Below are 22,163 nucleotides of genomic sequence, written 5' to 3' on the forward strand. Positions count from 1 at the left end.
TAGAATGACAAAAGTGTCACAGATGTGATATAGTAGTAGAATAATGTGAAAAAGAGAAGGATTTGACAAAAGAGATGGAGTTAGGAAATTTTCAGAAATCAGTAGATTCAGATGAAATCAAAACAATGGCATTTGAAATCATCGGAGAACCGGTAAAAGCAGTTTCCCGCATCTGCGAGCAGTGGGGCGAGGCGGAAGATGAAGTGCGGGAGTACGATGTGTATGTGATCGAGACAGATGCAGGAAAATATACACTGAAGAAAACCGGCAGCAAAGAAGCGCAGATTTATGCGCAGTATCTGTCAAAAGGAGAGTTTCACGTACCGCAGTATGTCGGTATGCGGCAGGCAGAGGATGCGGACTGGATCTGCATGAAGTATGTAGAAGGAAACGACATGCGGGATATGACGGACGAGACAACAGAAAAAGCGGCAGAAACCTTAAGTAAAATTCAGTCGTATTTCTGGACACCGTCGATGGACAAAGCGCCGGAAAATGAAGTGGAGCAGAGATTTGTCGAATACTGGAAACGCGTTCTGCGCCGAGCATCGTCCGTAGCGGATGATCCAATTCTGCGGAAAGCGTATCAGATGTTCCTGGACCGCCAGCTGACCTGTCCATGTACGATGTCAAACGGTGATTTCCTGCAGTGGAATGTGATCTATGACGGCGAAAATGTTGTCATGATTGACTGGGGATTTGGTGGAATGATGCCGTATTCTCTGGACATTGCAAGATTCCTGGCACATGCGACCGAGACACGGAGTACTTTCCCGTTCTACATGAACAATGCACAGAAAGAGCTGTTTCTGGATCGGATGTATGAAGCGTTAAAGACAAAGATTTCACGCGAACAGTTCAATCTGGATGTGAAGCTGGCCACGCTGAATGAGTATATCGAGTTTGTGGAAGCAGAAGAGGACGAAGACGGCTGGTATCTGGAGCATGCACAGGCGCTGGCAGAGGAACTTCTCAATTTGTAAAAAAACGGATTGCATTTATCTGTAAGTTGTCCTATAATAGGGAACAGAAAATAAAAAGAAAGAGCACCATTGGTGTAAAGGTGAGGGAATGTTTCTGCGATAATCGACTTTAAGAAAAACACAAAGAACGGACAGCCTGGAAAACAGGCCTGTTTTTCGTGTACGCTTAAAGACGAGAATCGCTGAATCATTTCCCTTTTTTATGAGAATAGAACAGGGATATTTTTTTGCGGGTCTGTTTTGCGTACGCAGGACAGGCTCGTTTTGCGTAAAAAAGCAGAAAAGAGGCTGCCGGAGCAAAGGGGGCTTCTGTATGATGCAGATAAAAAAATTAACACTGACACATAAAAAAGATCTGCGGGTGATTCTCGAAGATTTTCAGCTTGTACTGAATGACGGTGATAAGGCCGTTATCATTGGAGAGGAGGGAAACGGAAAATCGACGCTGCTGAAGTGGATGTACGATCCCGCACTGACGGAAGATTACATCGAATCCACAGGCGAGCGCATCATCGGAAAGGAGCGGCTTGGATATCTGCCGCAGGAACTTCCGGAGGCGGAGAAAACGAAGACGGTGTATGAGTATTTCTATGAAAAAGAAAAGTTCTGGGATCAGACACCGAAGGATCTGGCGGTGCTGGCAAGAAAATTTGGTCTGACGGAAGAATTTTTCTACCGGGATCAGCAGATGAGTGAGCTTTCCGGCGGCGAGAAGGTGAAAGCGCAGATGATGCGTCTTCTCATGGAGGATGCCACGGTCCTTCTGCTGGATGAGCCGTCAAATGATATTGATCTTGCGACACTGGAACTTCTGGAGAAACTGATCCGCGAATGGGAGCATATTGTTGTTTTCATTTCGCACGATGAAACGCTGATTGAAAACACGGCAAATATGGTCATTCATATTGAACAGATTGTGCGGAAGACAAAATCGAGATACACGGTTGCGAAACTTCCCTATCGGACGTATGTAGAGGAGCGCCTGCAGAATTTCGGGCGCCAGGAACAGAAGGCGCAGAGTGACAGGAGAGAGAAAGCGCTGCGCGATGAGAAATACCGAAAGGTATACCAGAGCGTGCAGAACGCCTTGAGCAACTGTTCCCGTCAGGCACCGTCCGTGGCGAAAAATCTGAAGGACAAAATGCATACCGTAAAGGCGATGAACCGCAGATTTGAAAAAGAAGATGCCCGCATGACAGAAATGCCGGAGCAGGAGGAAGCGATTTACTTCCAGCTTGGAGGAGCAGAGGCAGCCATGCCGGCCGGGAAAACGGTCATCGAATATCAGCTTCCGAAACTGGAAACGCCGGATGGAGAGCGGGTTTTGGCGGAAAATATCACCTTAAAGATAAGAGGACCGGAAAAAATATGCATTGTCGGCCCGAACGGGGCAGGTAAAACGACACTGCTGAAAAAGATTGCAGCAGAGCTGAAAGAACGGGAGGATCTCCGCGTAGATTATATGCCGCAGAATTATGAGGATCAGCTGGATCTTTCCATGACGCCGGTCGATTTTCTGGATTCCACCGGGGAGAAGAGTGAGAGGACGAAGATTCGGACGTATCTCGGATCGCTGAAGTACACGGCAGACGAGATGGATCACCCCATCCGCGAACTGTCCGGCGGCCAGAAGGCAAAAGTATTGCTTCTGAAAATGAGCCTTGGCAATGCCAATGTGCTGATTCTGGATGAACCAACCCGAAACTTTTCACCCTTATCGGGACCGGTCATAAGAAAAATGCTCCGCGAATTTCCAGGCGCCATCATCAGCATTTCGCATGACAGGAAGTATATCGGAGAGGTGTGCGGGAAGGAGTATCTGCTGGAAAAAGACGGACTCAGACTGATCAGAGAAGAAAAATAAAAATATTCGATAACGAAAAATACGACGGTGGCTGGCCGTCGTATTTTTCCGTAGAGAGATTATGTTTGTCTTAAGAGAAGGTTTCGCAGCAGATTCTGTTCCGGTGAAGTCGGGAAAAATGTTGATTTTATATTGAATTAAGTCGGGAAAAATGTTAAATTAGGGTAAGAATAACACAGGAAAAATGTGAAATAATAAAAAAGAGAAATGGAGGAAGATCAGCATGCGTCGATTTGCAATGGATAAACTATTAGACTGGAAGAAAAAAAGTAACAGAAAACCACTGATTTTAATGGGAGCCCGGCAGGTTGGTAAAACGTGGTTAATGAAAGAATTTGGTAAGACATATTATGAAAAAACCGCCTACATTTCTTTTTACAATAATCAGAGAATGCAGGCGGTTTTCGATACGGATTTCGATATAAAACGTATTATTATGAACCTCAATATTGAATCAGGTGTAGCGATTACCCCAGAGAATACATTGATTGTTCTGGATGAAATTCAAAATGCACCGAAAGCGTTGGAATCTTTGAAATATTTTTGCGAAGAAGCACCGGAATATCATGTAATAGCAGCAGGTTCACTTCTTGGCGTGGCGCTTCATGAGGGAATATCCTATCCGGTGGGAAAAGTAGATTTACTGGATTTATATCCATTCAATTTTAGAGAATTCCTGTGCGCTATGGACGAAGAAGGGCTGGAAAGTGCATTGGAAACAAAGGATTACAATTTAATTGACAATTTTGCGGATAAATATTTGTTCTGGTTAAAAAATTATTATTATACAGGAGGCATGCCAGCAGTTGTGGATGCATTTCGGCTGAACAAAGATTATGCAGAAGTACGACAGATACAGAGTGATATTGTACGGCAGTATGAGGGTGATTTTGGAAAGCATATTGAAGCAAAAGTTCTCCCAAGAATACGAATGGTATGGGATTCTATTCCGAGGCAGCTGGCGAAGGAGAATAAAAAATTTTTCTTTGGACAGATAAAGAAAGGAGCCAGAAGCAGCGAATTTGAAATAGCAATTCAGTGGCTTCTGGATTGTGGATTAGTATATAAAGTCAACCGGGTAAATGAGCCTCATATGCCGCTGAAGGCGTATAAAAATATGAATGCATATAAATTATTCGTACTGGATGTAGGACTGCTCGGAGCAATGAGTGAACTGCCAGCAGAATCCATATTGGAGGGTAACGATATTTTTGTTGAATTTAAAGGCGCGCTTACAGAACAGTACGTTCTGCAGCAGTTGATTTCAGATACCCCTTATACGCCATATTATTATGGAAATGAAAAAGCAACTTTCGAGCAGGATTTTCTGATTCAGAAGGCAAAGAGTATTGTGCCGATTGAAGTAAAGGCGGAACAGAACATTCGATCCCATAGTCTTAAAACATATTGCGAAAAATTCCAGCCGGAAGAAGCAGTTCGATTTTCAACATTGAAGTATAAAGAGCAGGAGCGGATGGTAAATATGCCATTATACGCTGTTTGCAACTTATAAATTAAAACAGCTATAAATCCCACGAAAGAAGGTGATCCCCATGCCATTTAAAATCATCCGAAACGACATCACAAAAGTTCATGCCGATGCGATCGTCAACACAGCCAACCCTTAGCCAATTTACGTGAAAACGTATCAGAGGGGCGGTTACTTTAATCAAAGCCAGACGTTCCACCCGTTTTACCAGCCGGAGAAGATCAAAAAGGAAGAACTGGACAAAATTCTCGAAGCCGACAGCATCGCTGATGACAGCACAATCCAGAATGCTTTTTACGATGCCCCGACAGTTGTCTATCTGTTTGCACCGTATACCTACCCAAACGACGCACAGGACTGCTGCGTTGCAAAATCATTTACGATCAGGCAGAATAAACCGAAAAATCCCGGGGAAATATGTGAACTTCCGGGGTTCATTTTGGATGGAAATATTCTTGCAATTTTACAGCGCAGTTATTATAATAAAGACAAGTTCTGCGGTAAACTCATTTTTCGCAGAAAACGCCAGAAGCGGAGGCTGACGTTCAAAAAACAAAAAAGGAGCGTAAGAGAAATGGCAAAAATTTTAATTAGCCCTTCTAAATATTTACAGGGCGCAGGGGAAATGAAAAACATCGGAACATATGCGGCAAAATACGGAAAGAAAGCACTGGTTCTGATCAGCCAGGGAGGCTACAGACGGATCGGAGCAATGATCGAAGAAAGCTTTGCGGGAAGCGACTGCGACGTTGTTTTTGATTATTTCAACGGCGAGTGCTGTGAGAGTGAGATCAACCGTCTGGTTGCTATCGTGAAAGAAAAAGGCTGTGATCTGGTTATCGGTGTCGGCGGAGGCAAAATTTTTGATACCGCAAAAGCAGTTGCCTACTACGCAGAAACACCAGTATTCATCTGCCCGACCATTGCATCGACCGATGCACCGTGCAGCGCACTGTCTGTTGTATACACAGAAGAGGGTGTATTCGAGAGATACCTCTTCCTTCCGGCAAACCCGAACCTGGTTCTGATGGACACTGACATCATCGTAAAATCTCCAGTCCGCCTGACCGTAGCCGGAATGGGTGATGCACTTGCCACCTATTTTGAAGCAAGAGCCTGCCAGAGAAGCGGAGCTACTTCCTGCGCCGGTGGAAAAACAACCGAGGCAGCGATGGCACTCGCGAAACTCTGCTTTGACACTCTGATGGAAGAAGGTGTAAAAGCCAAAATCGCTCTTGAAGCCGGCGTATGCACCCCGGCAGTCGAGAAAGTCATCGAGGCCAACACCCTCCTTTCCGGAATCGGTTTTGAAAGCGCAGGCCTCGCAGGAGCCCACGCCATCCACAACGGCTTCACCGTACTCGAAGAGTGCCATCATATGTACCACGGTGAAAAAGTAGCCTTCGGAACCCTGACTCAGCTCGTCCTGGAAAACGTACCGCTCGATGAACTCGAAGACATCATCTTATGGTGCATCGAAGTCGGTCTCCCAGTCACCTTGGCTGAACTCGGTGCCGGAAACGTAACCGACGACCAGCTCATGGAAGTAGCCAAAACCGCATGCGCAGAGACCGACACCCTCCACAATATGCCATTCGAAGTAACCCCGGAGACCGTCTTCGCCGCCATTAAAGCAGCCGACGCCTACGGTAGATACTATCTCGACGAAGAAGAATAACCCGTATGAAAAAAGATCTCCTGCCAACCCAAGGAGATCTTTTTTCATACCCAAATTTAATCAATACAAAAAATAGAAGTTTCCAACTCCCTTCCTATATGTTAAAATAAACTCACCCCATTTCACAGAAAAAACATAAACCCATGTTAAAGTAAAATGGTAAAAATATCAAACATAAAAACACAACGAGATCAGGAAAAAGCACGAGCGGGCGGGCAGCCGGGCGTTTTCCGTCCGTCATATAAAGGAGACAAAACTCATGGAAAAATTAAAAATCCTAGTAGTAGACGACGAAAGCCGCATGCGCAAACTCGTCAAAGATTTCTTAGTAAAAGCCGGATACGACGTCATCGAAGCCGGTGACGGCGAACAGGCTGTAGACACCTTCTACGCCCAGAAAGACATCGCCCTCATCATCCTCGACGTCATGATGCCCAAAATGGACGGCTGGCAGGTCTGCCGCGAAATCCGCCAGAACTCCAAAGTCCCGATCATCATGCTCACCGCCAAAAGCGAAGAACGCGATGAACTCCTCGGCTTTGAGCTCGGCGTAGACGAATACATCTCAAAACCATTCTCCCCGAAAATCCTCGTCGCCCGCGTCGAAGCCATCCTGCGCCGCAGTGGCAAAACCGGCGAAGACGACGTATTAGAAGCCGGCGGCATCCGCATCGACAAAGCCGCCCACATGGCATCCATTGACGGAAAACCAATGGAGTTAAGCTATAAAGAATTCGAACTCCTCACCTACTTCCTCGAAAACCAGGGAATCGCCCTCTCCAGAGAAAAAATCCTGAACAACGTCTGGAACTACGACTACTACGGCGACGCACGCACCATCGACACCCACGTCAAAAAACTCCGCAGCAAAATGGGCGACAAAGGCGATTTAATCAAGACCATCTGGGGCATGGGCTATAAATTCGAGGCGGACGAATCATGAACGGAACAGAAAAACAAAATGAGACTTCCATGGAGATACCTGCAGAAGATTCCCGTGTGACAATGGGAAACCAGACGGAGAAAAAGCACCGGTTTCACTTGAAAATGCCACAAAAGGGAAGAAAACACTCCGTCAAAAAACGAATTGCCTACACTTTTATTGCGACCATGGCGGCTACCCTGCTTATCATCGGCCTGATCAATTACTTCTTTCTCGGGTCCTTTTATATCCGGGATAAAGAACACATTCTGGCAGAGAGCTTTCAGAAACTGAATGCGACAGGCGGAGACAGCGACAATATCCCTGATACCTTCGAGCAGTTCTGCGCTACCAACAACCTGAAAGTCATTATTACCGGACCGGAGCTCAGCAGCTTCGTCTATTCCAACGCAACCGACCGCCAGAGCCTCCAGACCCTGATCTTCGGCCTGATCAGCGGAAACGAGCAGGCAAATACCAAAGTCGTTGACAGCAAAGACAACTATCAGATCCAGAAATTCTACGACAGCCACGCCGATGCCGAGTATCTGCAGATCATCGGCTGGTTTGACAATGGAAACTGCTACTTTGCAAGATGCCCGCTGGAGAGCATCACGGATGCGGTCGGCCTTTCCAACCAGTTTTACCTCTTTATCGGCATTCCGATCATCATCATCGGTGCCATTGTGATCTGGATCATCACCCGCCAGATCGTCCGTCCGGTGCAGGAGCTGACCGAAATTTCGAAAAAAATGGCAGCCCTTGACTTCGATGCCCGTTACGTGAGCGGCGGAAAAGACGAGATCGGCGAGCTTGGAAACAACTTCAATGTCATGTCCGAACAGCTTGAGCAGGCGATTTCCGAGCTGAAAAGTGCGAACGTTGAGCTGCAGAAAGATATTGACAAAAAAACGCAGATTGATGAAATGCGCCGCGAGTTCCTCTCAAATGTTACACATGAGCTGAAAACCCCGATCGCTCTGATTCAGGGTTATGCGGAAGGCCTGAAAGACAACATTAACGACGATGAGGAAAGCCGCGAGTTCTACTGCGATGTCATCATCGACGAGGCGGCAAAGATGAACGAGATGGTCAAAAAACTCCTGAACCTGAACCAACTCGAGTTCGGTGAGGATCAGGTCAATATGGAACGGTTCGATCTGAACGCCGTGATTAAAGGCGTGCTGCAGTCCTCCGACATCCTGATCCGCCAGAAAGAGGCAAAAGTGCTCTTTACCGGCGGCGACCCGCTCTATGTCTGGGGCGATGAATTCAAGGTCGAGGAGGTTATCACCAACTATCTGACGAATGCCCTCAACCATCTGGACTACGACCACACGATTGAGATCAGCTGCAAAAAAGAAGGGAATGTCGTAAAAACAACCGTTTTCAATACCGGGGACCCGATCCCGGAGGAGGATCTCGACAAGGTATGGGTGAAATTCTTCAAGGTGGACAAAGCGAGAACAAGGGAATACGGCGGAAGCGGCATCGGCCTTTCCATCGTAAAAGCCATTATGGATTCCTTCCAGCAGCAGTGCGGCTGCCAGAATTACGACAACGGTGTGGCATTCTGGTTCACACTGGAGGCAGATGGAAAAACGGAAGAAGCATGATTGCAAAAAGCGTGCCAGAAAAAGGAAATACAGCCTTTTCCTGGTGCGCTTTTCTTGCATAAAGGAAAAAGATGGTGTAGAATAATAGCACAAACGGTCGAAAAGAGAGGGAGAGAAGAGATGGCGGATTCCAACAGTACAAAGAGTGCGCTTGCAGATGCAATGAAAAAATTGATGGTACGCAAGTCTTTTGCGAAAATCAGTATTTCAGATCTCTGCGAGGAATGCGGTCTGAACCGGAAAAGCTTTTATTATCATTTTAAAGATAAATACGATCTGGTAAACTGGATCTTTTATGTGGACTTTCTGACAAACATGGGCGGAAAGAACTTTGAGAATGAATGGGATGTGCTGGTGGCGGTCTGCAATATTTTCTATCAGAATAAAGCATTTTACCAGAGTGCCCTGAGGATCGAAGGGCAGAACAGTTTTAAGGATTACTTTTACGAGATGCTCGAGCCGGTCATGGCGTTTTTTGTACAGGATCTCTTTCAGGTACAGAATCAGAAACTGTTTGTAACGTTCTTTTGTGATGCCTTCCTGACCGCGGTTCTGCGCTGGTTTTCCATGGAAAGCGAGCTGGAACCGGAAACGTTTGTCGAAGAACTGAAAGAAGTGATATACAGATCATCAGAAAAAATAGCAGCCAAAGCGGAACCAAAGAAATAAAATTCCGCTTTGGCTGTACTTTTATGCATCTGCGAGCAGTTCACGGTAAAATATATTCCGAAGAGACAACTCTTCAAAGGAAACGGTGGGCGTATCGAGTGTGCGGGCCATGTGATCCGGCAGAAGCAGCAGATACGCCGGATTGGCGGTGATAATCTGCTCAATTTTGCGGGAGTCTTCCTGCACTTCGATCGGGAAGAATGGCTGTATGGGGGTGAAGCGGTACTGTTGAACAACATCGGAAACAGCCCGGATACTTTCTTTTGAGCACGAATCATCTGCGACCAGAAAGAAAAAGACACTCTGTTCCATCTGGGAATACAGGTGGTCAAAAGAGAGCAGATAAGCGGCAGCATCTGCATCCTGATAGACTTTGTGCATACCGAACAGCGTTTTCTGACGGCGCAGGGCTTTTGCCATGGAAACCGTTGAGGGGGCATCAATTGGAAGAGAAACCATCAGGTTCGGGCAGGATAAAAGCAGTTTCTGCTGTTTTTCGGTAAGCGGCGTATCGGAAAGAAACCAAAGAAACGCGCATTCCGGATGCGACTGGATGACGGCAAGGTAGGATTCCATATCCTCATGATGATCCATGGAGCGGAGCTGATAAGAGTAGATGCCGTATGTCAGACCGGTTCTGACCACGGATGCAAAAAACGAGGAATCGTAAGTGTCCGGGATGCGGCTGTCGAGACGGAGCTTGACAACCCAGGGAACAGCAAAGGAAAGTTCTTTCTGCTTCTGGCGCAGAATCTGCGCACCGTAGGTAAAACTGTTGTAGCCGATGTTGATGCCGAACTGACGAAGCGCTTCCGGATCGTTGCTGCGCAGCAGAAAGTCGATTGCCTGATAATACGGGCTTTCATCGTTGCGCAGAAGATCCTGAAAAATGGCAAAAATCTGATTCTGAAAGCGGCCGCGGGAAAACTGGCGGCCAAGATCGCAGAGCTTGCGGACGCTGCGTTTCGGATCTGCGTCCATCTCCACCATCGCGCGTGCAACTGTTGTGTCGATCAGTGCGCGGGTGATGTCCTGTGAATTCATAATGTGTTCCTCCGATCAAGTAAAATAAGCTGTTTTTATCATAGCAAAAAGAACACGGTAAAAACAGGGACAAAGAACAGGAATTGTCTAAAAACTCCATTCCTTAAGGAAAATTTACCAGATCTTCAGAAGAAATTTCTTTTTCTTTTGTGGAAAAAGTGGTAAAATAAAGTTAGATGGTGCAAACTATCGATTCTGCCGCGCCAAAAACGCGGCGGAACCATCCGAAACAATTCCAGAAAAATAGGAAAAACGAAATGGTTTTCGAACATGGAAGATAAAAGGAGGCGTTTTGCATGAAATTTGATATGCACTGCCACACAAAAGAGGGTTCGATGGATGGAAAAGTCATGATTGAGGAGTACATCCGAACACTGAAACGAAAAGGATTTGGAGGAATGTTGGTATCCGACCACGATTCCTATGACGGATACCGCGAGTGGAAGAATGCCATCAAGGGAAGAGCACACCAGGATTTTGTGGTATTAAAAGGTGTTGAGTACGATACGTGCGACTGCGGCCACATTCTTGTGATTATGCCGTTCGGCGTAAAATTAAAAATTCTGGAGCTGCGCGGCCTGCCGGGATCGATCCTTGTCAAGATCGTCCATGCGTACGGCGGAATTTTAGGACCGGCGCATCCGTACGGCGAAAAATTTATGAGCATGATCAGCACGAATGAACGGAAGAAAAAGTATCAGCAGCGGATTGCCCAGCTTCTCCCGCAGTTCGATTTTGTTGAAATTTTCAATGCGTGTGAGAGCGCGGGGACGAACGCAAAAGCGAAACGGCTGGCGGAGAAATTCAATAAGCCCGGCTTTGGCGGAAGCGATGCGCACCGGCTGGACTGCATCGGAAAAGCGTATACCGAGCTGCCGGATACTATCAGAAGTGAGGATGATCTGATCGCCTACGTAAAAACGTGCCCGCAGATCGAATGCGGCGGCGAACATTACAACGGAACGACGAAAGACCGGATCGGCCGCCTGAACATGGTGCTTGTGGATTCGTTCTATTTCTACAACAAACTTGCAAATGGCTGGCGCTGGCGGAAGCGGAGACGTGAGCTGTTTGATATCATAGAGAAAAAACTCTGATGAATGCCTGGCAAAAAAGCGTGCCGGAAACGTTTCGTTCGGCACGCTTTTTCCTGCCCTGTATTTGAATCGAAAAAGAGAGGAAACATACGTATGCTTGCAATATTTCTTGCGCCGGTCTACATACTGGCAAATGTATTTACCGCCTACTGGCTGCTGCGGTGGATGAAGGAGGTGCATCCTTTGTTCCGCCATCCGGCCGTGCTGGGTGTCATTTTGGTGCTGTATGCATTTTTTGCACTTTCCCTGCTGACGAGCTTTCTGATCAAAAGAGATCCCGTTCACCGGATTTTAAAGGTCATCAGCAACTGCTGGCTTGGCATGTATCTGTATTTTCTTGGCTTCACCGCGATTCTGGTGCTGCTGCGCTTCATTTTTGCGCATACGGCACTGACGAAAACTTGGCTGTATTCTCCGATGGGATTGAAAGCGGTCGGCCTTGGCGCGATCCTTTTTGTGACGGGAATGTGCATCTACGGAATGGTGCATGCAGTCCATATTTACACGACACGATATGAGGTTCCATCGAAAAAGGATGCACATCTGAAAATTGCGCTCGTCGCAGATCTTCATCTGGGGTACAGCATCGGCAGTCATCAGATGGAAGAGATGGTGGAAAAAATCAATGCTGAGGAGCCGGATGTCGTTGTGATTGCCGGGGATATTTTTGATAATGAGTACGATGCCATCTATGAGCCGGACCGCGTGGCGGATCTTCTGGCGGGCTTAAAGAGCCGGTACGGCACGTACGCCTGCTACGGCAACCACGATCTCGATGAGAAGATTCTCGCGGGCTTTACGTTTGAGACGAAGGAGGAGCGCATCGCCGACCGCCGGTTCGGTGAGTTTCTGGACCGCGCGAAGATTCATCTGCTGGAGGATGATGTGGTCTGTATCGATGATGCCTTTTATCTGGCGGGCCGAAAAGATCCCGACCGGATCCGCAAAACGCAGGAGACACGCGACACGCCGTCCGAACTGCTTACCGGACTGGACCAGTCGCTTCCAGTTTTTGTGATTGACCACCAGCCGTCGGAGCTGACCGAGCTGGCAGAGGCAGGCGCAGACCTTGATCTTGGCGGCCATACGCACGACGGACAGCTCTTCCCAGGCAATATCCTTACCGGCCTGATGTGGGAGAATGCCTGCGGGATGAAGAAAGTCGGAGACATGTACAGCATCGTCACATCCGGCGTGGGTCTCTGGGGACCGCCGATGCGGATCGGGACGAAAGCGGAAGTGGTGATGATCGATTACGGAAAATAAGGGTTGACAAAACCGGAACGCAGAATTATAATACAACAAAACTACGAAACAGAGGTTATCAACGATGAACGAGATGCACAGCGTACAGATGCACAGGGACGACGATTGATAGCGCTTGTATCAAAGTGAAGACTACTATACTTCACAGGTACAGGCGCTGATTGTGTTGTACCTGTGTGGAAGATAAGGCAAAGGGAAACCACACTGGGAGAAAAAGAAATACCCCGTGTGGTTTTTCTTTGCCATTTTTTATCCATGCGGGAATGACTTGAAATTTACATCAGAGAAGGGTTGTGATCGTATGGGACATACAGATTATGTCCATATGGATTTTCTGCTGATTTTGCGGCGATAAAGAAAAATCAGAACAGAAAGGCAGAAAAGACTATGAAGACAGAAATGAATACCGTAAAAGTAAGAAAAACAGAGGAACTCGAAGCAGAGCAGTTAGGAGCACACATCGGCGAAATCGTGCGGCTGCATGGAAGCATTTACAAAATCCGAAAAATGAGCTCATTTGCATTTGTGCTGCTTCGGACGAAACGGCAGATGGTACAGTGCGTGTACGAGCCGGCGTATGCCCGGTTTGCATTGGAGGAATTAAAAGAAGAGGCGTGTGTCCGGTTTACCGCGGAGGTGATCCGTGAAGAGCGTTCCAGAAGCGGGTATGACCTGCATCTGTTAGACGTGGAAATCCTCTCCGAGCCGGAAGAAGTACCGCCGGTTGTCATCAACCAGAAGCGGGTCAACACTTCCATCGAGAACCTGCTGGACTACCGGCCCATCACGCTGCGAAATGAAAAAGAGCGCGCGGTTTTCCAAACTCAGGCCAGGATCTGTCAGGCGTTCCGCGAATTTCTGGATGGACAGCACTTCACCGAAATCCACACACCGAAGCTCGTAGCAGCGGGAGCCGAGGGCGGAGCTAATATCTTCTCCCTGTCGTATTTCGGCGAACAGGCATATCTGGCGCAGAGCCCGCAGTTTTACAAGCAGATGATGGTCGGCGTCTTCGAGCGTGTCTACGAGATCGCACCGGTCTTCCGGGCGGAGAAGCACGACACGGCGCGTCATCTGAACGAATATACAAGCGTGGACTTTGAGATGGGCTATATCGAGAATTTTGAGGACATCATGGCGATGGAGCAGGAAATGCTGCGGTACACATTTGGACGGCTGCAGGAGACATGCGGAGCGGAGCTTTCGCTTTTAAAAGCAGAGGTGCCGGTGATCACGGAGATTCCGAGAATCCGTTTTTCCGAGGCGAAAGAGCTGGTGAGCCGCGTATACAAAAGAGCCTTTTCGGAGAAACTGGACTTTGAACCGGAGGAGGAAAAACTGCTGTGCGAATACGTGAAGAAAACGACAGGCAGTGATTTCGTATTTGTGACACATTATCCAAGCGCCAAGCGCCCGTTCTACGCGATGGACAGCAGAGAAAACCCGGCAGTGACGGAAAGTTTTGACCTTCTCTTCCGCGGCCTTGAAGTGACAACCGGCGGCCAGCGCATCCACAATTACCGGGAGCAGGTGGAAAAGATCGAAAGCCGCGGCATGCATGTTGAAGCGTTTGAGAGCTATCTAATGATGCACCGCTGCGGCATGCCCCCGCACGGCGGCCTCGGTCTTGGGCTGGAGCGGTTTACGGCACGGCTTCTCGGATTTGAAAATGTGCGGAACGCATCCCTGTTTCCAAGAGACATTCACCGTCTGATTCCGTAAACCAGAAGAGTGTAAAAAACTCCGGCGAAGCCGTGGCGCAGATTCACGGGCTTAGCCGGAGTTTCATAAGATTTCCCTCCCTTTTGAAAGATAGCGTAACCGTTTGGATATTTCTGTTATACACCAGGGGAGTGAAAATGACAAATTGTTTATTGCAGACAGGATTGCTGTATAAAAGTCAGAATTTTTGCAGAAATGAGCCTTGTAAAGCGTCCGAAAATAGGCTATACTAAACAAGGTTTGGCTGCCGGCAGAATCTGGCAGTATCGGCAAATATTGGAAAAAAGAAAGACGGGAGTTTCCCGGTTTGAGGATAGGAAAATATGAAATTATATGACATTTCCGGAGAGCAGTTTTCCGCAATGGACGCGCCGCGCCATCTGATGACGGAGGAAGGAACGGCGCAGACGACGCTCGACCGGTCACTTGGCATCTGTCAGGTGGCGGAGCTTGAGGGAAAAGTGACAAGAGAAGTGCTCGAGGAGGTCATGGAAGAAGACTGTGAACGTCTCCTGATCCGCGGCGATGCGCAGATTACACGCGATGGGGCAGATTACCTGGCAGAGAAAAAACTGGTGCTGCTCGGTGTGGAGCAGGAAACTGTCGGAAATGAGACATCGGGGAATGATGTTCATCAGCAGCTGCTGAAAAAAGGTACGGTGATTGTCGAAAATCTGAATCTGGAGAAAGTGACCTCGGGTCATTATTTTCTTGTGGCTGCTCCGGTCAAAAAGAAACACCAGTACGGCGGACCGATCCGCGCGGTTCTGATCGAAAATTAGAAAATGCTTTGTGTGAATCTGAAAATGCAATGTAAAATATAACGGAAAGAGAAAAACAGGAAAAAGTGTTCCCTTGTGGGACACTTTTTTTGATGTGTCCCAAACAGCGGAACTTTGGGTTGTATTTTCAAAATATGAAGAATATAATGGGAAAAAGCCGAGATGTGGTATTGAAAACCAGATCTGTCTCAGGCATAAAAATATTAAACTATTACAAAGGAGATCGTGAACAATGGATGGAAAAATGAAAGTAGAAAGAGCCGCTGCAGGCGCTGCGATCGATGGTGTTTTAAAATATGTGAATCACGGAGACGACAGAACAAAAGCGCTGTTGAATCTGACGGATTTTGTACAGAAATTTACCGGAAATATGTTTGCGGAGAAAACCTTCGACAACATCCGCACCATGCTGCAAAATCCGGACAACAAATGGGTACAGTACGTCAACCGCGGACTGGATGAGCTGGATCCGCAGGTGATCAAAATGACTGCTTTAAATTTAGGATTTCAGGCGGCTTTTGTCGGAACGAAACAGATCCGTATGAACCGTGAAAAATACAACTGCAATATCCCATGGACCATGCTGGTAGATCCGACGAGTGCCTGTAATCTGCACTGCACCGGATGCTGGGCAGCAGAATATGGTCATAAGCTGAATCTCTCCTATGAAAAGCTTTCCGATATTGTAAGTCAGGGAAAAGAACTGGGAACGTATTTTTATATGTTCACCGGCGGCGAACCGCTTGTACGTAAAAAAGATATCCTGCGTCTGGCAGAAGAGCATCATGACTGTGAATTCCACTGCTTCACGAATGGAACCCTGATCGACGAGGAGTTCTGTGAAGCAGTTCAGAAGCTCGGCAATATCTCCTTCTCCCTGTCACTGGAAGGCTTTGAGGAAGTAAATGACGGCCGCCGTGGTGCAGGTATTTTCGACAAAGTTCTGGCAGCCATGGATCTGATGAAAAAACATGGTCTCTTGTTTGGAACCTCCATCTGTTATACAAGAGCCAATCTCGAGACTGTGACAAGTGATAAATTCCTAGATCTGCTGATCGAACATGGCTGCCGCTACAGCTGGTATTTCCACTTTATGCCGGTTGGTATGGATGCAGCACCGGAGCTGATGCCGACGGTTGAGCAGAGAAAATATATCTATCACAGACTGCGTGAGATCCGTTCCGATAAGAGCGACAAACAGATTTTTGTTATGGACTTCCAGAACGACGGTGAGTTCGTCGGAGGCTGTATCGCAGGAGGAAGAAACTACTGCCATATCAATGCAAACGGCGATGTGGAGCCGTGTGTTTTCATCCATTACTCCGGCGCCAACATCAACGAAGTTTCCCTGATCGAAGCACTGCAGCAGCCGTTGTTCCAGGCATACCGCGATGGACAGCCGTTCAACCGCAACCACCTGCGCCCATGTCCGATGCTCGAAAATCCGGAACTGCTGCGTGAGATGGTAGAGAAGACCGGCGCGAAGTCAACCGACCTGCAGTCCCCGGAGAGCGCAGAGCATTTGTGCGGAAAATGCGACCTGTATGCAGCAGAGTGGAAAAAAGCCGCAGACGAGCTGTGGGCAGAGAATCCGCATCACAAACAGAGATATGAGAACTATAAGAAAGAGAACCTGGACGAGGAGGCAAAAGCTTCCACAGAGGAAATTCTTTCCGGAATCCGCGGATAATGCGATGCATGAACTGAATCAATGACAGAAATAAGACGCCGGGAAACGGGATAAAGCCTGTTTTCCGGTGTCTTTATGTTTCAATCCAATTCAATCTAAGTCCGACAGGTCTTGCAGAAAAAAGGCAGATCCCGTATACTGGTAGAAGCAAAAAGATATTTTAACGACAGAGAGGATTAAAAAATAGAAGATGAACGATTCATTTTTACAGGAACAGGGCGTAAGCGGGGCGTTAATTGAGAGTGTGCAGAAATTCCGCGAGAGCTATCCGGTGGCGGAGGGCTTAGAGAACCGCATGAGCACGCCGGAAATCCCGTTTTTCGGAAAAGAGATTCTGGAGATGGCAATTGCCGCGCTGCTGCAGGGCGAAAATCTGCTGCTGACCGGCGAGAAGGCAACGGGAAAAAACGTGCTGGCAGAGACACTGGCGTATGTTTTCGGAAGACCGACGTACAACGTTTCCTTCCATGTAAACACAGGAAGCGCCGAGCTGATCGGAACCGATACGTTCCAGAACCAGGAGGTCACACTCCGGAAGGGCAGCATTTACCGTTGTGCCGAGGAAGGCGGCTTTGGTATTCTCGATGAGATCAACATGGCGAAAAACGATGCGGTCAGTGTTCTTCACGCCGCGCTCGACTACCGCCGCATCATCGATGTGCCGGGCTACGATAAAATTCCGCTTCACCCGGCGGCGCGGATGATCGGAACGATGAATTACGGCTATGCGGGAACGAGGGAGCTGAATGAAGCGCTGGTGTCCCGCTTTCTGGTGATTGACATGCCGCCGCTTACAGAAGAGACACTGTTTTATCTGATGCAGTCAAAATTCCCGGATCTGAAACCGGCGGCACGCGAAGCGCTGGCCGGCCTTTACCTCGATCTGCAGAAAAAGGCAAAACAGGCGGAAATCACCACGCGCGCGCTCGACCTCCGCGGCCTGTTCGGAGCGATCGGCACGATGCGCCAGGGGCTGTCCCCGTATCTTGCGGTGCAGATCGGCATTGTCAATAAATGCTTTGACCTGTTTGAAAAAGAGATTGTGCGGGATGTCGTGCGCACGCGGATTCCGGAAGAGTGGACGCCGCAGGATATTTTTTAGAGGAAATACGTATGGTGACAGAGGAAACATTAAAAACGCATGAGATGGAGCTGGAAAGCCGGATCCGCAATCTCGTCTGGACTGTCAGCGGCGACTACACGCTGAAGCTGAACCCGGATGTGGAGCGGTATGCGAAAGAGCCGGATACGGTACTGTACGACACAATCCGCCAGGGCGCCTTTTCGTGTTACTTTGATCGGGGAGCCTACAGCCTGTATCTGGTGAAGAAGGTTTACAGCGGCGCAGCGGAGGGAGAACTGATGATGCTCGCCCAGCTGGTGACGGAGGAGGCCGTATCGAAGCGGCTCGAAAGCGAGCGCCCCGGTGTCAAGGGCTTTCGAAGGAGAGCAGCGGAGGAAATACTGGACCACTCTTTTGAAACTCTATCCAGAAATGAGACAGGCCGCCTGAAACTGGAGTATCTACGCGGAAGAAGAGAGGAGGACGAGGGAAAAAGCCCTTCATACTCGGGGAAAACGAGGGAGTGGATGGAGCTGCTGAAGCACGCATCCGAAACAGCGGATACAATGGAACTGATCCGGGTGACGGACGAGCTGTACAATAAGGTCGTCGATCCCGCATTTGTGAAAAAGCACGGTGATCTTGCCTCGGTTCTTGCGGTAACGATCGAGGAGCTCACCGAGTATTCCTGGAAGGATTTCCTTTCGGAGGAACTGTACGAGGACGGGCTCGAGACATATCTGGAGCGAGTTTCGCTTGATATGACAAATTTCACATCAAAAGAGGCGGAAGAGAAGAAAGAAAAAACAGCGGGAAGCGATACCAAAAAGATCGTTGTCGTCGATGAGAAAGCGTTGGCACGGATGTATCAGTACATTCAGCGCAATTACGGAAAAACGTGGCTCTCGGAGAGCGAGGAGAAAAGCCGGAATTACCAGCTCTGCCGCGGCATCCACAGCGACTGCAGCCTCTATTACACGGAGGGTGTGCTGAAAAATCCGGTCGGAAAGTATTATCAGCTCTCCTACGCGCAGAAGCAGAAGGATAAAAACCTTCATGCCTATTACGACCAGCACCGCGCGGTGCGGCAGAACATTTCGCTGCTGTATCAGGAACTGAAAAAAGCGATGCTGCTGCAGGAGGATCAGTCGTTTGCGGATGCAGACCACGGAATTTTACAGCCCGCGCGGATGTGGAAGGTGGGACGGAGCCAGAATGCGGATCTGTTCCGGCTGGAGCAGCGGCGGAATTCGCTGGATTTTGTCGTGGATATTCTCGTAGATGCGAGCGGTTCCCAGCGGCCGCGCCAGGAGAATGTGACACTGCAGACGTACATTCTGGCGGAGACCTTAAGCCGCCTGCACATCCCGTTCCGCGTGATGAGCTTCTGTACGTTCTGGGATTACACGATCCTGCACCGGATGCGCGATTACGACGATCCGCGGGAGAAGAACAGCAATATTTTTGAGTATATCACATCCTCAAACAACCGCGACGGGCTTGCTGTCAAGGCGGCGGGGATGGATCTTTTAAAACGCCAGGAGGACCGGAAGCTGCTGATCCTCTTAAGCGACGGAAAGCCGTACGATGTGCTGGTGAACCGGCCGAATGCGAGAAATCCAAAGCCGTACCGGGATGACTATGCACTGCATGACACGGCAACTGAGGTGCGGCGCCTCAGGCAGCAGGGTGTCTCGGTGCTTGGGGTCTTTGTAGGCGAGGAGACGGAGCTTATGGCGGAGCAGAAGATTTTCGGCAAGGATTTCGCGTATGCGCGCGATATCCGCAACTTTTCCCATATGGTGGGAAGCTATTTAAGAAGAAAAATCGAAGAATAAACGAGCGGAATGCTCCAGGCGGAAAGTGAAAAACTTTTATCCGGAGCATTTTTTTCGATTTTTTTACGCAAACAGGTTGACATTTCCCACAAAATCTCCTAGAATGTTCTATAACGAACTGTTTAATATGAAACAGTCATCTATAGAACAGTTGCTTATGGAACAGTCCTTATTCAAACAGTTTTATAACGAACAGATGGGGACGGCAGCAAAGGGGAAAGGAGGAAAAAAGCAGCGTGTGTTGTAAAAAAAGAAAAATCGGCCACGAACTGCGGACGCTGGACAATATGATGTCACGGAACCTGATGGCAGCCGCCAGAGAGCGGGGCGTCGATGAACTGACGGCCATGCACGGGTGGATTTTGGGCTATCTGTGCAGGAACGAGCACAAAGATATTTTCCAGAAAGATATTGAAGCGGAATTTAAGATCTGCCGCTCTACCGTGACCAACATTTTAAAGCTCATGGAGAAAAAGGGCTACATCAAACGGGAGTCCGTTCCCTATGACGCGCGGCTGAAAAAACTGGTGCTGACCGATACCGGAAGAGAGCTTCACGAGAAGACGAAAGATATGATCGATATGCTGGAAGAACAGACGGTTGCGGGAATTTCAAAAGAAGATCTTGACACTTTCTACCGTGTCATCGATCAGGTCAAAAACAACGTAAAAAATATGTTAGGAGAGACATCATGTTAAAAACACTTGGAGCACAGGTAAAAGAGTTTAAAAAAGCCTCCATTGCCACTCCGATTTTCATGATTCTGGAGGTTATCATGGAGATGATCATTCCTCTTATGATGGCATCCATTATCGATAACGGTGTAGAAAAAGGCGATCTCCATCACATTTACGTGGTGGGAGCATTCATGGTAGTGGCAGCAGCCATCGGTCTGTTTGCAGGTATCATGGGCGGAAAATATGGAGCAAAGGCATCTGCCGGATTTGCAAAAAATCTGCGTCAGGCCATGTTTGAAAATATCCAGGAATATTCTTTTTCCAATATTGACAAATTCAGTACAGCAGGTCTTGTCACCCGTCTGACCACAGATGTGACGAATCTGCAGAATGCATATCAGATGATCCTTCGTATGTGCATGCGTGCACCGGCGAGTATGATCATTGCAATGATTATGTCGTTTTACATCAATGCACGCCTTGCGAGCATTTATCTGGTGGCCGTTATTCTTCTTGGAACGTGTCTGTTTCTGATCATGCGGTCTGCAACCAAATATTTCGAGCAGGCATTTCCAAAATATGATGAATTAAATGCGAGTGTGCAGGAAAACGTATCCGCAATCCGTGTGGTAAAAGCGTATGTGCGCGAAGATTATGAGACAGGAAAATTTCACAAAGCGTCCGAAAATATTTATAAAATTTTCTGTAAAGCAGAAGAAAATCTTTCTTTTAATGCACCGCTGATGCAGCTGACCGTGTACAGCTGTATTCTTCTGATCAGCTGGCTCGGCGCCAAAATGATTGTCGGAAGCAGTCTTTCGACCGGAGAACTGATGAGCCTTCTGACCTATTGCATGAACATTCTGATGAGCCTTATGATGCTTTCCATGGTATTCGTTATGATCACAATGAGCCTTGCAAGTGCGCGCCGTATTTCAGAAGTCCTGAATGAGAAGAGTGATCTCGATAATCCGGAGAATCCGGACTTTTCGATTCCGGATGGAAGCATTACCTTCGATCATGTCTATTTCAACTACAAAAAAGGAGCCGGCGAGCCGGTTCTTTCGGATATCAATCTTTCCATCCAATCGGGTGAGACAATCGGTATTATCGGTGGAACCGGAAGTGCGAAAACAAGTCTTGTCAACCTGATCAGCCGTCTGTATGATGTAACAGATGGATCCGTTAAGGTCGGCGGAAAGGATGTCCGCTCCTACGATATGGAAACGCTGCGAAATGAAGTAGCCGTTGTTTTACAGAAAAATGTGCTGTTTTCCGGTACCATTCTCGACAATCTTCGCTGGGGTGATAAAAATGCTTCGGAAGAAGAGTGCAAGCGTGTCTGCCGTCTTGCCTGCGCCGATGAATTTATCGACCGGATGCCGGAGGGCTACAACACCTACATCGAGCAGGGCGGATCCAACGTATCCGGCGGCCAGAAACAGCGCCTCTGTATCGCAAGAGCACTGCTGAAGAAACCAAAGGTGCTGATTCTGGATGACAGTACAAGTGCTGTCGATACCGCAACCGACGCGAAAATCCGGAAGGCATTCCTGACCGAGATTCCTGAGACGACAAAGCTGATCATTGCACAGCGTATTTCCAGTGTGCAGGACGCAGACCGCATCATTGTCATGGAGAACGGAAAAGTAAATGGTTTTGGAAGCCACGAGGAATTACTGAAAACCAATGAAATTTACCGGGAAGTATATGAGTCTCAGACCGGTGGCGGCGGAGACTTTGACGAAAAGAGAGGTGAGTAA

At 48.1% G+C, this 22,163-nt stretch carries 17 protein-coding genes; 16 read left to right on the plus strand and 1 reads right to left on the minus strand.

All coding sequences use genetic code 11. The features are described from left to right. Positions 1 to 74 precede the first annotated feature (74 nt). From DXB83_RS01805 to DXB83_RS01840, 7 genes are all read left to right on the plus strand, one after another. Complete coding sequence (locus DXB83_RS01805; RefSeq protein ID WP_147397750.1) at positions 75 to 983, plus strand: aminoglycoside phosphotransferase family protein; 909 nt, start codon at positions 75 to 77, stop codon at positions 981 to 983. A 313-nt stretch (positions 984 to 1,296) separates the two neighbouring features. Next, positions 1,297 to 2,847: an ATP-binding cassette domain-containing protein gene (locus DXB83_RS01810; protein WP_118697209.1), complete on the plus strand. Its 1,551-nt coding sequence runs from the start codon at positions 1,297 to 1,299 to the stop codon at positions 2,845 to 2,847. Positions 2,848 to 3,070: 223 nt separating this feature from the next. Then, a complete protein-coding gene (locus DXB83_RS01815; RefSeq protein WP_118639913.1) occupies positions 3,071 to 4,360 on the plus strand; it encodes an ATP-binding protein in 1,290 nt (429 codons plus the stop codon). A gap of 550 nt (positions 4,361 to 4,910) precedes the next feature. Then, on the plus strand, positions 4,911 to 6,014 hold the full coding sequence (locus DXB83_RS01825; protein ID WP_118639949.1) for a glycerol dehydrogenase: 1,104 nt from the start codon (positions 4,911 to 4,913) through the stop codon (positions 6,012 to 6,014). Positions 6,015 to 6,273: 259 nt separating this feature from the next. Continuing rightward, entirely contained in the window at positions 6,274 to 6,957 is a 684-nt protein-coding gene (locus tag DXB83_RS01830) for a response regulator transcription factor (RefSeq protein ID WP_117804030.1), read from the plus strand. After that, positions 6,954 to 8,552, plus strand: coding sequence for a sensor histidine kinase (locus tag DXB83_RS01835; protein WP_243038320.1), 1,599 nt, complete (start codon positions 6,954 to 6,956; stop codon positions 8,550 to 8,552). Before DXB83_RS01830 ends, DXB83_RS01835 begins: the two co-directional genes overlap by 4 nt. Positions 8,553 to 8,672: 120 nt before the next feature. Continuing rightward, on the plus strand, positions 8,673 to 9,221 hold the full coding sequence (locus tag DXB83_RS01840; RefSeq protein WP_055226495.1) for a TetR/AcrR family transcriptional regulator C-terminal domain-containing protein: 549 nt from the start codon (positions 8,673 to 8,675) through the stop codon (positions 9,219 to 9,221). A 21-nt stretch (positions 9,222 to 9,242) separates the two neighbouring features. Here the strand turns inward: DXB83_RS01840 and DXB83_RS01845 are convergent, their stop codons facing one another. Beyond that, positions 9,243 to 10,265 (minus strand): hypothetical protein, encoded by a 1,023-nt coding sequence (locus tag DXB83_RS01845; protein ID WP_117760382.1) that lies wholly within the window; start codon positions 10,263 to 10,265, stop codon positions 9,243 to 9,245. A gap of 296 nt (positions 10,266 to 10,561) precedes the next feature. Here DXB83_RS01845 and DXB83_RS01850 point away from each other — a divergent pair, with 296 nt between their 5' ends. The 9 genes from DXB83_RS01850 (at position 10,562) to DXB83_RS01890 (ending at position 22,163) form a co-directional block, all read left to right on the plus strand. Further along, positions 10,562 to 11,362 (plus strand): PHP-associated domain-containing protein, encoded by an 801-nt coding sequence (locus tag DXB83_RS01850; protein WP_118697210.1) that lies wholly within the window; start codon positions 10,562 to 10,564, stop codon positions 11,360 to 11,362. 93 nt (positions 11,363 to 11,455) lie between these two features. Then, the gene (locus DXB83_RS01855; RefSeq protein WP_118697211.1) at positions 11,456 to 12,628 is read left to right on the plus strand and encodes a metallophosphoesterase; all 1,173 of its coding nucleotides are present in this window, start codon (positions 11,456 to 11,458) and stop codon (positions 12,626 to 12,628) included. A 387-nt stretch (positions 12,629 to 13,015) separates the two neighbouring features. Then, positions 13,016 to 14,350: an aspartate--tRNA(Asn) ligase gene (gene aspS, locus DXB83_RS01860; RefSeq protein WP_330426795.1), complete on the plus strand. Its 1,335-nt coding sequence runs from the start codon at positions 13,016 to 13,018 to the stop codon at positions 14,348 to 14,350. Positions 14,351 to 14,673: 323 nt separating this feature from the next. Continuing rightward, positions 14,674 to 15,132 (plus strand): cyclase, encoded by a 459-nt coding sequence (locus DXB83_RS01865; RefSeq protein WP_022463293.1) that lies wholly within the window; start codon positions 14,674 to 14,676, stop codon positions 15,130 to 15,132. Between the two features lie 232 nt (positions 15,133 to 15,364). Continuing rightward, complete coding sequence (locus DXB83_RS01870; protein WP_118697212.1) at positions 15,365 to 16,822, plus strand: radical SAM protein; 1,458 nt, start codon at positions 15,365 to 15,367, stop codon at positions 16,820 to 16,822. A 190-nt stretch (positions 16,823 to 17,012) separates the two neighbouring features. Then, the gene (locus DXB83_RS01875) at positions 17,013 to 17,924 is read left to right on the plus strand and encodes an AAA family ATPase (protein ID WP_118697213.1); all 912 of its coding nucleotides are present in this window, start codon (positions 17,013 to 17,015) and stop codon (positions 17,922 to 17,924) included. Between the two features lie 11 nt (positions 17,925 to 17,935). Further along, positions 17,936 to 19,723, plus strand: coding sequence for a cobaltochelatase CobT-related protein (locus DXB83_RS01880; protein ID WP_118697214.1), 1,788 nt, complete (start codon positions 17,936 to 17,938; stop codon positions 19,721 to 19,723). A gap of 236 nt (positions 19,724 to 19,959) precedes the next feature. After that, a complete protein-coding gene (locus DXB83_RS01885; protein ID WP_242991099.1) occupies positions 19,960 to 20,421 on the plus strand; it encodes a MarR family winged helix-turn-helix transcriptional regulator in 462 nt (153 codons plus the stop codon). Next, on the plus strand, positions 20,415 to 22,163 hold the full coding sequence (locus DXB83_RS01890; RefSeq protein WP_117760378.1) for an ABC transporter ATP-binding protein: 1,749 nt from the start codon (positions 20,415 to 20,417) through the stop codon (positions 22,161 to 22,163). Before DXB83_RS01885 ends, DXB83_RS01890 begins: the two co-directional genes overlap by 7 nt.

Source organism: Blautia sp. OM06-15AC (assembly GCF_003481425.1).
Taxonomy (GTDB): Bacteria; Bacillota; Clostridia; order Lachnospirales; family Lachnospiraceae; genus Fusicatenibacter; species Fusicatenibacter saccharivorans.